The following is a 13,221-nucleotide window of genomic DNA, read 5'->3' on the forward strand; positions in this document are numbered from 1 at the left end:
CTATGGGTCAATTTCCGCTCGGGAGCGCTCAGACACGGACGCCATTCGAGCAAAGCTACAGCGGTCGATAGCTCCGGTCGCGGAACTGCCGCGTCGCTATGGGATCAACGAAAAGACGGTAAGCAAGTGGTGATCCAGATCGGACATGATCGACGCGCCGATGGGACCCGAGGAACGTAAATGCACTATTCTTTCAGTGCTGGAGCTGAAACGAGACCTCAATGCCGCGCTCGGCAAAGAGGTCTTCAACGTCGCGAAAACTGAGCGGAAACCGATAATAAAGCCAAACCGCATGCGCGATGATCTCAGCAGGAAAACGATGGCGGTGATAGTGAAACTGGTGTTCTTCGGTCATGCCCAGCCTTATCATCCAACTACGCACATTTCCGTTAAGGCGACCCCACCCTTCGAAGTTGAAAAATGCCGAACTTGTTTTCGAATTCTTCGAGTGAGTTAGAAAGTCGAAGCACTTTTCAGGCAAGTCTCCTCCTAAATGACTTCAAAACCCATGGCTCGCCCCGGGGGATTTTGACGTTCTACCATTTGGGAAGTGCGTTCGCGTTAGAAATGAAAATTGGACGCCTTTTCACCAATCTGCCTAAACCCGAGATGCAGCGCCTCCACCACGTTTCCAAACTCGCCTCTTGAAAACGTTCCAAGTGCCAATTTAAGAGCTTCCTGCCATGAGGGGCCTCTGTGCCAAGCTTCCGAAAACGCTGTTGCCAGATCGCCTTCTCTGCGGGTCTGAATGAGGGCGTCAATTAAGGCTTTCGACTGCATCAGATCCTTATCCCGCTTCGAATAGCCTGCCGCATCCGTTCGCCTGCGGGTGCTGACTATCAACTTATGCACGGCAAAGCGTTCTGGAGCCGGAATCGTGACAGGCACACCGCTTTTATGGAGCATTACGGTTCGGATCGGCTCATGGATCAAGAAATCCAGAAACCGCAACGGCTGAGCACTCGCACCCCCAAGGGCAGGCATTGGCGAAGCATGTCCCGACAGGTCATCACTGCCACGATTTGGCGTCAAGAACTCGACCTTGTAGCGTTTCGAATTTTCATATTGTGTGGTGTATCGGCCGTCATTGTGATGGGGGATTTCCCTGAACGTTTCATCAAGCTGCTTCAAAAGATCGAGCATCGGCGGCAGACTGTCCCCCACAGCAACCGACACAGAATGGAATTGGGCGAAATCAGTATCGCCTGTCTGCATAGCACTGATCGGCAGCTTGATCCCCAGAAGACCTGAATAGCATTGAAATGCGACCGTCCCTACCAAGACGCCGTGCAGCCGGAAGAAGCCCGCGTTGCCGAGGGCCTCGACAACATCACCGGTGAAATTCTCCGGCTTCGGCAAGCCTGCATTTCGGGTCAAGGTCGAAACGAGTTGCCGACGTGATTTGAGATCGTTCTTGATTTCATTGAACGCCCGAACGCGTTTTGTGATCTCCTCGTCTGAGATCGGTCCAACATATTTTCGGTGGGCTACACCATCCGTTCTGATTTGGAAATACCAGAATTCTTTGTCTTTAGATGTCTGCCTGACAAAATTGCCATCGGTCGAGAACTCTGTCGCAAACGATGCATCCAGGGATCGCTGTTCGAGCTCCGAGAACATGGTTTTAAACGTGATGTCGATCTCTTTCATCGGGCGTTGTACCTCTTCCGCAATTTGTGTACAACCGATAGCACAGACTTAGTAATGGAGCAAAGGTTATAAACAATTCGCAATTTGTGTATAACAAAATTCCGGCCAGTGAGGTGGCGTCGCCTTAACGATCTCCGGCGTAGATAGTGCGTATATGTGGAATGTTCGGACGGCACTGTCCCATGCGATATCACGCTGTCAATCGGCGTTTAAACGGGACCCCTTATCGGCGTCCAAAAAGTACCCCTCCTTTAGGTTGCAAGGTATAGCGTGCGCGGGCCCGGAACTTTAAATTTAGTGCAGGGTCTGCGCGCGCGGATCGTTAGCGTTCTTCGGCTTTAGCTTTGAGAGCGATTTTTGAAGCGCCACGATTCATTTCCCGTTTCAACGATCTCGCAATGATGGGTAAGCCGGTCGAGCAGAGCGGCGGTCATTTTTGCATCGCCGAAGACTGTCGGCCATTCGCCGAACGTCAGGTTTGTGGTGACGATGATTGAAGTCCGCTCGTAGAGCTTACTGATGAGGTGGAACAGCAACTGTCCGCCGGCCTGGGCGAACGGAAGATAGCCAAGCTCGTCCATAATGACGAAATCGAGCCTGGAGATAAAGTCGGCAAGACGCCCCTGCTTACCATTACGCGCTTCCGTTTCAAGACGATTGACGAGATCGACGACGTTGTAGAAGCGCGCGCGCGCGCCGTTGCGGATCAAGGCACGGGCAAGTGCGATGGACAAATGGGATTTTCCAGTGCCAGTTCCTCCAACGAAAACGATATTGTGCTGCTCGGCAAGGAAAGCTCCGCTCGCAAGCTGGCGCACCAGTCCTTCATTGACCGGCGTGTCAGGTCGCCGACAATGCGCGGTGGTTCGTGCTGGCGCTTGATGCCAGAGGCCATGATCTCGTCATAGGCGCTGCGCATGCCGTAAAGCTTCAGCGTGCTCATCATGTCGAAGATTTGGGATCGTTCCATATCAGCTTGCCCTCCTGAGGCTGTCATAACGTGCGCAGTCTGCCACAGGCTCATGGGTCAGGCGCAGCGCATCGGGGATGGAAAGAATGGCGGCGGGCTGTGGGTCTCGCTTGCGAGCCAGAATGTTGATGATCACAGCGGCGGAGAATACGCCTTGATCAAGCGCCTCCTGGCAGGCCGCTTCGACTGCAGGAAGGCCGTCGATACTGACACATTCCAGGATCGACACCATCTGCCGGTCCCCATCATGCATGGCCTTGAGCTTTCGCCGAACATGCTCCATGGAGGCTGGCAGGACCCAATCAAGGAATGGTGCACCGTTCCTCAGTGCTCCCGGCTTGCGCGTCAGGACCGGAACATAATGCCATGGATTATAAATCGTCTCGCCACGGCCGAAGCAGCGTTCATGCTGGCCGATCTCGACACCATTTTGCCGTATGACGATGCGGTCGGCATAAGCATGTATCTCGGCCGGGCGGCCAACGGCAGTCGATAGCACCGAATATTTGTTGTTGTCGAAACGCACGAGGCAGGTCTTGCCGATCGAGGCCTGTATTGCGTGGAAGCCATCGAACTTGCCGGGATAACCGACCAGATGAGCCTTCTCCTCTTCGAATACCTCCCAGATCGTGCGCTCCGTCTGATCGACATGCTTATGAGCGCGCGCGTAGCTGATGCATTTATCCAGTAGCCAGCCGTTCAACTCATCGTAAGATTTGAAGCGTAGCCGTGGCGTGAAGAAGCGTTCCCGGACCAGATTAACTTGGTTCTCGACCTGACCCTTCTCCCAGCCCGACGCCGGTGTACAGGCCACTGGCTCGACCAGAAAATGACTTCACATTTGCTGAAAGCGTCGATTGTATTGCCGCTCTTTACCGACGAAGACCGTTTCCACTGCGGTCTTCATATTATGGGATGGACGCCTCCCTCCGAACCTTCAGAATGAAAGGCCAACCAAAGGAGGAAGTCATGACATTCGAATTGCTCGCAATCGATCTCGGAAAGTCGTCGTTTCATCTGCACAGCATTGCTTCAGATGGCGCTATTCTGTCGCGCAAGGTCAGCAGATCGAAGTTGGCCGAGACTGTTAACGCACTCGCACCAAAGACGATTGCTATGGAAGCGTGCGCCAGTGCGCATCACTGGGGACGGCAATTCAAAGATAATGGGCGAGAGGTCCTGCTTATCAACCCTCGCTTTGTGAAGCCCTTCGTTCGCGGCTCCAAAAACGACGCCGTAGATGCTGCGGCAATTTATGAAGCGGCGACCCGGCCGACCATGCGATTTGTGCCGGTCAAATCGATCACACAGCAAGACGTTCAGTCGCTGCATAGAGTTAGAGAACGTATGATCATCCAGCGTACATCGCTGATCAATCATGCACGCGGTCTTCTCGCCGAATATGGCATCGTGTTGCCGCAAGGAGCATGGCGTTTTGTATCCCAGGCACCCGCGGCTGTTGAGAGCGCTGATCTCTCCGATCTCGGGCGCGAGCTATTCCTCGAACTACTCGACCAACTCACCGATGTGAATGACCGAATTGCCAAGATTGATAGGAAGATTAGCGAGATTTGCCGCGATCGAGAGGATTGCCGTCGTTTGTCCGAACTGCCAGGCGTCGGTCCGATCATTGCAACGGCACTCGTTGCTAGCGTTGAGGACGGACGTCACTTTAAATCCGGGCGAGAGCTGGCGGCTTGGATCGGGCTGGTCCCGCGACAATACTCGACTGGCGGCAAACCACGCCTTGGCGGAATTGGCCGCCGAGCGAACCATTATCTACGTCGCCAGATGATTCATGGCGCACGTGCAGTTATCAGTCGACTTGCCAGTCACGATGATCGTCGATCTCAATGGCTGAAAGAGCTCGTCTCTCGCCGGGGTTATAACAAAGCGATCGTAGCGCTTGCCAATAAGACCGCGCGGATAGCATGGGCCCTGCTCACACGACAGGAGCGATACGCCGCACAATAGTCATTTGCCAATCGTTGCCGATGAGGCAATGATGAATGCGGGGTAAGAACTGATGGCGTAACGGCACGGACCGCAGCTTCGGATCCTGATTTACGACAAGGCCATAAAGGTCGATCATGTTATGAGGACAGAGGTAGCGGACTCCCATCAAGGCCAGGAGCGTGATCGCTCCAGCGATAGGCCGGATAGATTCACGCATCCAATGCCGAGTTGCCGCCAAATGTTCTTCTCGCCCGGGAGGCGTCCATAGATTGTCGTAGATGCCGCGCGTGCAGGACCCGCCAAAAAAGGCGAATGCCCGGTCATGGGCGTCGAAGACCATCTCCTGCGTCTCGCGCGGATAGGCCCGCACATACATCATCCGGCTGTGGCAGAGCCGGACATGCGCAACCTTCACGGTCGTCGTCACACCGCCCAGAACAACAATCTCGTGGCTCCAGTCGAACTGGTAAGCTTCGCCCGGTGCGTAATAAAGTGGTACATAGGCTTCCGCCGTTACGGCCCCACGCTCTTTCAACCACGAGCGTGCATAACGCCGGACCGTATCATAGCCACCCGTGTAACCCAGATCGCGTAGATCTTCGAATATCCGGATCAGTGTCAGGCGTTCGCGCGAGGCCTTCGCCTCATTAGCTAGCAGTATTCCATCAAGATGGTCACGCCAGGGACCGAGCTTTGGCTGTGGTTGACGGCTGCGCTCCTATTTGAACTCAGTTTCTTCACTGCGCAGAACCCTCCGCACAACTTTGCGCGAAACGCCCAGTTCCCGACAGATCGCTTTGATCGTTTTGCCCTGCACATGAACAAGACGTCGTATCTTCGAAATAGTCTCCACAATAAGCATCCAATAGAAAACCTCCGATTGAAATCGAAGGTCATGTTACCCTTTAAATAAGGGGTCCCGTTTGGATGCCGATAACCCCTCAAATGGGGTCCTTATTCCATGCTTAATGACATCCTACGAAATGCAGCAAAGATGGTGCTTGGCAGAAGCGCGGGCAGGGCCTTCACCGCTGCCAGTTGCTCTACGCTGTTGCGCGCCACGGCATCATCAACCCCGTACAATAGAGATTCCGCACGATCAGCGGTGTCCGATCACTTTGACCAGCGCCTCCACATACTCATCGAACGCGCTTGCCCGCCCATCGTCCATCCTCTCCATGTCGCTCATCCATCGCTGTGAATCGGCAGCGTATCACACCACGCCATGGGCGAATCCCCGGACCAAGATTTCGTGACGCATTAAGACTATAAGCGTGAAGGTTTTTGGTAGGCCGCCCGCAACTGATTGTCATGCTGCTTCACGCGTTTCCGTTTTATGCACAAGCGGTAGACGAGTCGGTCGACTTATCCAAATTGTCCACCGGACTATTGACAAGCCGGGTTATGCTTTCCATGCTCGACGGACACAATTCGAACATAATTTATGAGGGAAAGAGGCGGTTATGACATTTGGAATATTTACCCGGCGCGGGATGATTGCAGCGTTTGCAGGGGCTGTGGCTCTAGGCGCCGGTATCGCGTTTGCACAGGCTCCTGCCTTTTTCCGCATCGGTACCGGCGGTACGGCCGGTACTTATTATCCCATCGGCGGCCTGATCGCGAACGCGATCTCCGGCGCGGGCGACAAGGGTGTGCCGGGCCTGGTGGCGACGGCGGTGTCCTCGAACGGTTCGGTGGCGAACATCAACGCGGTGCAGTCGGGCTCGCTGGAATCGGGGTTCACACAGTCGGACGTAGCCTATTGGGCCTATACGGGAACGGGACTCTATGACGGCAAGGGAAAGGTGGAAGACCTCCGGCTTCTTGCCACGCTCTATCCCGAAACCATCCATCTGGTCGCGCGCAAGGATTCCGGCATCAAGTCGGTTGCGGATCTCAAGGGCAAGCGTGTTTCGCTTGATGAGCCGGGTTCGGGCACGATCGTCGATGCGCGCATCGTTCTTGAAGCCTATGGCCTCAGCGAGAGCGACGTAAAGGCGGAACATCTCAAGCCCGGCCCTGCGGGTGAACGGCTGAAAGACGGCGCGCTCGACGCCTATTTCTTCGTTGGCGGCTATCCGACCGGGGCGATTTCCGAACTTGCCACCTCCAACGGTATCGCTCTGGTTCCGATCAGCGGCCCGGAAGCCGACAAGATTCTGGAGAAGTATTCATTCTTCACGAAGGATACCGTCCCCGCCGACACCTATAAGGACGTCGGCGAAACCCAGACGCTTGCTGTCGCTGCGCAATGGGTGACGAGCGCCAAGCAGCCGGATGAACTCGTCTACAACATCACCAAGGTGCTGTTCAATGAAGCCAGTCAGAAGGCCCTCGATGCCGGCCATGCCAAGGGCAAGCTGATCAAGCTCGATACGGCCACGGCCAGCCAGGGCATTCCGCTGCATCCGGGAGCGGAACGCTTTTATAAGGAAGCGGGTGTCCTGAAATAATTCCAGGAAACTTCCTACCGTTTTCATGAAAGAATCGAAGCATGTGGGACGGCAACTCAGAGATTGAGCGGCCGTCTCCCAATTTCTTATTTGGCCCAGTCAGAACGGGCGACATGGAGTTGAACCGACATGTCTGAGGACCAGAACGTAAAACTCGCGCCGATGGAACTGGACGAGGTCAAGGCGCGCGAACTGGAAGAGCAGTTCGATACCGAAATTCGTTTCCGCCCGCTGGCTCCGCTCTCTGCCCGCATCGTTGGCGGCCTTCTGATCGTCCTGTCGCTTTTTCATTACTACACGGCCGGCTTCGGTATCCTGTCGGAAATGGTGCACCGCGGCATCCATCTCTCGTTCGTGCTCGGCCTCGTGTTTCTCGTCTTTCCTTTCTCCCGCACGGGTTATGACAAGCCGGCGGTTTCCTCGCTGCTGCGGCCGCTCGGCATATCGATCATCGACTGGGCGCTGGCGATTGTCGCGGTCGTGGCTGTTCTCCATGTGCCATTGATCCCGCTTGACGATCTGGCTTTCCGCGTCGGCAATCCGACGACCACCGATGTGGTGCTCGGGGGCCTCCTGATCCTCATTCTTCTGGAAGCGACGCGCCGATCGGTGGGTTGGCCCCTGCCGATCATCTCTATCCTGTTCATGCTTTACGCACTTTACGGACCGTCCATGCCGGGTATTCTTGTTCATCCCGGCGCCACGGTCAGCCAGTTGGTCAATCATCTTTATCTGACCACACAGGGCATTTACGGCATCGCGCTCGGCGTCGTCGCAACCTATGTCTTCCATTTCGTGCTGTTCGGCGTTTTCGCCACGCGCATCGGCCTTGGCCAGTTGTTCCTCGACTGTGCAGCCTGGGTGGCAGGGCGTTTTGCGGGCGGTCCCGCGAAAGTGTCGATTTTCGGCTCCGCGCTGTTCGGCATGATTTCCGGTTCCTCGGTCGCCAACACAGTCACTGTCGGATCGCTGACCATCCCGGCCATGATCCGGCTCGGCTACAAGCGCCATTTCGCGGCCGCCGTAGAATCCGCATCCTCGACCGGCGGTCAGATCACGCCGCCCATCATGGGCGCTGCCGCCTTCCTGATGATAGAATTCCTCAATCTGCCCTATACGACGATCATTCTGGCCGCCATTGTTCCGGCCTTCATGCATTTCTTCGGCGTTTTGATGCAGGTGCATTTCGAGGCCAAGCGCAACGGCCTGCGTGGCATGACCCGCGAGGAACTGCCTGATCTGAAGGAAGCGTTCAAGCGCGACTGGCCGACCGTCATTCCGCTGATCGTGCTGATCGGTGTGCTTCTGTCCGGCTATACGCCCTATCTCGCGGCCTTCTGGGGCATCACGCTGTGCATCGCGGTAGGGTTGCTCAATCCGCGCAAGCGTATGACCGTCAGCGAAATCTTCGATGGTCTGCGCGATGGTGCGAAATATGCGCTTGCCGTCGGCGCGGCTGCCGCCACGGTCGGCATCATCGTTGGCGTAGTGACGCTGACCGGCGTGGGCTTCAAGATCTCCTATATCGTCACATCCACCGCAGGGCAGCTTGCTGCCTTCTTCGGTACCGTTCTGCCGGCAAGTTGGTTCGGTCCGCAGACGCTCACCCTTCTGTTCACGCTCATCATGACCGGCGTCGTCTGCATCCTGATGGGCTGTGGCATCCCGACGACGGCCAATTACATCATCATGGCCACCATCGCCGCTCCGGCCCTCGGCCTTCTGGGCGTCGAGCCGATCGTCGCGCATTTCTTCGTCTTCTATTACGGCGTTCTGGCAGACATCACGCCGCCCGTAGCGCTGGCGGCTTATGCGGCCGCGGGCATGGCGGGTGCGGACCCGTTCAAGACGGGCAACACCGCATTCCGCCTCGGACTGGGCAAGGTGCTGGTGCCGTTCGTCTTCGTCTTTTCGCCGTCTTTGCTGCTGGTAACGTCGGGATTCAACTGGGCGGATTTCCTGCTGGCATTTCTCGGCTGCGCCATCGGCATCACCGCACTGGGAGCTGCACTTTCCGGTTTCTTCCTCGTGCGGACCAAAGCGTGGGAAAATGTGCTGATGATCGTCGGCGCGATGCTTCTGGTCGCACCGGAGATTTACTCGTCGGCCGTAGGTCTGCTGCTGTTGGTACCCGTTCTGATCCGCCATCTTGCAGCGCGGAAAGAGCCTGCAGCAATTTAAGGCGAGCGTGAATTCGGCAGCAGCTTTGTCGGAGGCCGCTATCTCTACTTATTCAGGCAGTCGGCGCGAGCCGACGTGCCTGTTTCGAAAGACTGGCTTCTCGCGCAGGCTGCAACATTCCTTTTTGCGCCGTTATCGCGTCTTAGTCACACGACCTGATATGGATCGGCTCTGCTTCCGCCTCCTTGCCCAGGTCGGTACAGGTCTGGCCGGCGCACAGGGTCCAGCCGCCACCCGTCTTGCCGGACGCAGCGAGGACGATATCTCTTCGCGGCGGGATGTGCGGATGGTAGCTGTACCAGCCGTTCCGCAAGACCGCGTCTTCCGGTGGCTCCATCCCGGCTCCCGATCCCTTGATGCGCGCCTCGGTGAGCACCAGCCCCTGATCCGTGACCGACCAGTGTTCCTGCCAAGGAATTTTTTCCACGCTATGGGTCCATGAGAGGACGAAGCTTGCGGCGGCGATTTTCATGAGGCCGCCGGCCGTCGTGATGCAGATCGCCATCAACCCGACGACGCGACGACGGATGGCCGCGACCTCCAGAAATGCCATATGAGGAAGGCCGCGCAGGCCGCAAAGCCCAGTTCGTCGCTATAGGGATAGGTGGCGAGCATCAGCGCGATTGCTACAAATGCCCAGATACGCTCCCATAGCTGGAGGGGCGTGCGCAGATGTCCGATGGCCGCCGCGCCCCACAGAAGAATGCTCAGCAGCGCCTTGACGAGCATATACGCGAAGGCCAGCCAGAAGCCGTATTTTTCGGTAAGGGGCCCGCCTTCCTGAAGCATGATGACCGGCTCATAGACGGCCATGAACGGCACGGCGAAGCCTGCCACCGCGATGCGGATCGCCTGCATGCCGATCTTCATCCCCGATTCCCGCGCGATGGGCGCGGCGGCGAAGGCGGCCAGCGCCACCGGCGGCGTGAGGTCCGCCATGATGCCGAAATAGAAGACGAACATGTGCGAGACGAGAAGCGGCACTTCTAGATGCAGAAGCGCCGGGCCGGCGATCGAAGAGGTGATGATATAGTTCGGAATGGTGGGAATGCCCATGCCGAGCACGAGGCAGGCGAGCATGGTCAGCACCAGCGAGAAGAACAGCGAGTTTTCCCCCACGCTGACGATGACGCGGGCAAATGTCGAGCCGGCTCCGGTCAGCGCGAGAATGCCGATGATGACGCCTACCAGCGCACAGGCGATGCCGACCGGCAGCGCGTTCTTGGCGCCTTCCGCAAGGCTTTCCAAGCAAAGGCTGAGCGTTTCCCGACCTCCGCGCACCGCGAAATTGATCGCTACCAGAAGGGCGACGAGGAGAATGATCAGCGTGATCCCGCGCAGCGCATAACCGAAGATGTTGAACGTGGTGCCGAAGGCGGCGGCGGACATCACGCCGAGCGCGATCCAGAACAGAACCCGCAGCGGCATCGACAGGCCACCCGACACCGGCACGCCCAGTATGATGAGCGCGGTGAGGCTGAGACCGACCGTGCCGGCGAAAAGCGGTGTATAGCCGGAGAAGAGAAGCCAGACCAAAGCGGCCAGCGGCAGGATGAGGAACCAGCGCCTGCGGATTGCTTCCAGCGCGCTCGGCATTTCGCTTTTGTTGAGGCCCTTCATCCTCAGGCGTCGCGCTTCCAGATCGACCATCACGAAGACGGTGATGAAATAGAGGATGGCCGGCACGATGGCCGCCTTGACGATCTCGACATAGGGCAGGCCGAGCGTTTCGGCCATGATGAAGGCGACGGCCCCCATCACCGGCGGCATGATCTGACCACCCATCGACGCCACGGCCTCCACGCCCCCGGCAAAGGCCGGGCGGAAGCCGGAGCGCTTCATGAGCGGAATGGTGAAAGCGCCCGTCGTCACCACATTGGCGACGCCGGAGCCGTTGATCGTGCCCATCAGCGCGGATGAGATCACCGAAACCTTGGCAGGGCCGCCCCGCGACGCGCCAACTGTGCCCATGGCGATGTCATTGAAAAGCTGGATCATGCCGGCGCGCTCCAGAAACGCGCCGAACAGGATGAACAGGAAGATATAGCTCGACGACACATAGATCGGCGTGCCGTAAATGCCCTCGGTTCCCAGAAACAGGACCTCGACCACCTGCTCGAAATCATAGCCGCGGTGATTGAACGGATGCGGCAGATACTGGCCGAACAGGCCGTAGGCCAGAAAGATCAGACAGATGAGCGGCAGGGTCCAGCCCATCATTTTCTTGCCGGCCCAGAAGACGAGCCCGACGGCGAGGACCCCGATCACGATATCGGTGTGGCTGGGCTCGCCCGCCCGAATCAGGAGGTCTTCATAGAAGATCCAGTGATAGAGACTGAGCGCGAAGGCCACGACCGCCGCCAGCCAGAACACGGTCCGTCTGGCGGCGTCCGTCGCCGCATTGGCGTAGAGGCCGAACAGCAGTAAAAGCAGAAATCCGACATGGACGGACCGCACGACCTGGCTCGGCAGGGGCGAGTAAGCCGAGGTCCAGAGCTGGAAAACGGAGAAGGCCACGGCGATGGCGAACAGGATCCTTGCGCCTGCGCCTGAACCCCAGCCGGGAATATGTTCAGCCGATTCGATAGCCGTTTCGGCAGCCGTTTTTTCGCTCTGCGCCATGAGGAACCTTCACCAGATTATGCATTGGGGGGAACGGATGGATGCCCGGATGTGTCGTCCGGGCATCTGAGCATTGGGCGAGGCGGCAGGCCTCGCCGATCTGCCGGCGATCTATTCGATCCCCTTTTCCTTGAAATAGCGCATTGCGCCGGGATGGACCGGAACGGGCGAGACGATGGTGTTCTTGTCGAGCTTGATCGCCTTGGCGGAAGCGTGCGCTGCCGCAAGCTGGTCGAGATTCTCGAACAGGCCCTTGGTCATCTGGTAGACCAGTTCTTCATCCATGTCGGGGCGCACGATCAGATAGTTGATGACCGAGGCGGTCACGACATCCTTGTCCTGCCCAGTATAGGTGTTCGCGGGAATCGTGTTGACCTGATAGGGCGCACCGATCTTCTCGATAACGTCCGAAGGGATCTCAACGACATTGATTTCAACCGAATTGGCGAGATCGCGCAGCGAGGCGACGCCGAGGCCCGAAGACTGCAGGGTGGCGTCAAGCTGGCGGTTTTTCATCAGTTCGACCGATTCCGCGAAGGGCAGATATTCGATCTTTCCCAGATCGTCGTAGGAAAGGCCCGCCGCTTCCAGAATGGTGCGCGCATTGAGTTCGGTGCCGGACTTCGGCGCGCCGACGGAAAGGCGCTTGCCCTTCAGGTCGGCCAGAGTCTTGATGCCCGATTCCTTCGAGGCGACGATCTGGACGTAATTGGGATAGATAGCCGCCAGCGTGCTGAGCTTGGTGAGCTTCGTCTTGAAACCGGCGGCTTCATTGCCCTCGTAGGCATCGCGCAGGGAATCGCCCAGTGTGAAGGCGACTTCACCACGGCCGCTGTTGATCAGATTGATATTTTCGATCGATGCCTTCGTGGCCTGAACGGAAGGCCGTACGTCGGGGATGCCGGAATAGATCTTTTCCATGGCAACGCCGAGTGGATAATAGACCCCGCTGGTGCCGCCGGTCAGGATATTGACGAATTCCTCGGCACGGGCCTGCGCCGCGCCGAGAACAAATCCAAGCGCTGTCGCCAGAGAAACGGCCGTCTTCTTGTCCAGGAATTTCATGTTTCCTCCTCCCTTTCATAGATATCGCTGTGCCGCGACAATCTGCTGCGAAGCAGGGAGATTCATGAAGATCATTTCCCTCACCACGTTCGCAAATTTCCTCCCTTGGAACGAGAGAAAAACGCTATAGCATTCCGGAGAAAATCCCAAGTGCTTTTGGACGTTGTTAGACGGAAGAATAATTTCCTCCCGCGCCAGGCGGGTTTGACTATATAATTCTTGGGGACAGTTCGAGCAGCGAAGAGCGCGATCTGCCTTGGATCAACTGTCGCACATAGTATGCAAGGAGGGTCGGGTGTTCCGGCACATGGAAATCTGCCGGAA

General features: G+C 57.3%; 7 protein-coding genes and 5 pseudogenes. 4 read left to right on the forward strand and 8 right to left on the reverse strand.

Features of this window, described 5'->3' with window-relative positions; genetic code table 11:
* Positions 1–10: 10 nt before the first annotated feature.
* Positions 11–205, forward strand: a pseudogene (locus JNC63_RS18650) (hypothetical protein); the annotation flags it as partial.
* Here the strand turns inward: JNC63_RS18650 and JNC63_RS18655 are convergent.
* The 4 genes and pseudogenes from JNC63_RS18655 to JNC63_RS18670 form a co-directional block, all read right to left on the reverse strand.
* Positions 206–355, reverse strand: a pseudogene (locus tag JNC63_RS18655) (IS6 family transposase); the annotation flags it as partial. It lies immediately after the preceding pseudogene.
* Positions 356–561: 206 nt separating this feature from the next.
* Entirely contained in the window at positions 562–1,650 is a 1,089-nt protein-coding gene (locus JNC63_RS18660; RefSeq protein WP_006469994.1) for a nucleotidyltransferase family protein, read from the reverse strand.
* Positions 1,651–1,988: 338 nt separating this feature from the next.
* Positions 1,989–2,620 (reverse strand): annotated as a pseudogene (gene istB / locus JNC63_RS18665) (IS21-like element helper ATPase IstB).
* A pseudogene (locus JNC63_RS18670) lies at positions 2,553–3,530 on the reverse strand (Mu transposase domain-containing protein); the annotation flags it as partial. The pseudogenes istB and JNC63_RS18670, both read right to left, overlap by 68 nt.
* 59 nt (positions 3,531–3,589) lie before the next feature.
* Here JNC63_RS18670 and JNC63_RS18675 point away from each other — a divergent pair.
* Positions 3,590–4,594 carry an IS110 family RNA-guided transposase gene (locus tag JNC63_RS18675; protein ID WP_006471171.1) on the forward strand — a complete coding sequence of 335 codons (1,005 nt, stop codon included), beginning with the start codon at positions 3,590–3,592 and terminating at the stop codon, positions 4,592–4,594.
* A 241-nt stretch (positions 4,595–4,835) separates the two neighbouring features.
* Here the strand turns inward: JNC63_RS18675 and istA are convergent.
* Positions 4,836–5,438, reverse strand: a pseudogene (istA, locus tag JNC63_RS18680) (IS21 family transposase); the annotation flags it as partial.
* 601 nt (positions 5,439–6,039) lie between these two features.
* Between istA and JNC63_RS18685 the strand changes: the two are divergent.
* Both JNC63_RS18685 and JNC63_RS18690 read left to right on the forward strand, forming a co-directional pair.
* Positions 6,040–7,029, forward strand: coding sequence for a TAXI family TRAP transporter solute-binding subunit (locus tag JNC63_RS18685; protein WP_006469996.1), 990 nt, complete (start codon positions 6,040–6,042; stop codon positions 7,027–7,029).
* Positions 7,030–7,158: 129 nt separating this feature from the next.
* Positions 7,159–9,210 carry a TRAP transporter permease gene (locus JNC63_RS18690; RefSeq protein WP_006469997.1) on the forward strand — a complete coding sequence of 684 codons (2,052 nt, stop codon included), beginning with the start codon at positions 7,159–7,161 and terminating at the stop codon, positions 9,208–9,210.
* Between the two features lie 142 nt (positions 9,211–9,352).
* On the opposite strand, the gene JNC63_RS18695 is transcribed toward JNC63_RS18690, so the two are convergent.
* The 3 genes from JNC63_RS18695 to JNC63_RS18705 form a co-directional block, all read right to left on the reverse strand.
* Complete coding sequence (locus JNC63_RS18695; RefSeq protein WP_022569761.1) at positions 9,353–9,715, reverse strand: DUF1850 domain-containing protein; 363 nt, start codon at positions 9,713–9,715, stop codon at positions 9,353–9,355.
* Positions 9,715–11,832 carry a TRAP transporter permease gene (locus tag JNC63_RS18700; protein ID WP_006469998.1) on the reverse strand — a complete coding sequence of 706 codons (2,118 nt, stop codon included), beginning with the start codon at positions 11,830–11,832 and terminating at the stop codon, positions 9,715–9,717. Before JNC63_RS18700 ends, JNC63_RS18695 begins: the two co-directional genes overlap by 1 nt.
* Before the next feature lie 111 nt (positions 11,833–11,943).
* Positions 11,944–12,897, reverse strand: a complete 954-nt coding sequence (locus JNC63_RS18705; protein WP_006469999.1) for a TAXI family TRAP transporter solute-binding subunit — start codon at positions 12,895–12,897, stop codon at positions 11,944–11,946.
* Positions 12,898–13,221 lie beyond the last annotated feature (324 nt).

The organism is Brucella ciceri (genome assembly GCF_041930145.1).
In the GTDB taxonomy this organism is placed as follows: domain Bacteria; phylum Pseudomonadota; class Alphaproteobacteria; order Rhizobiales; family Rhizobiaceae; genus Brucella; species Brucella intermedia.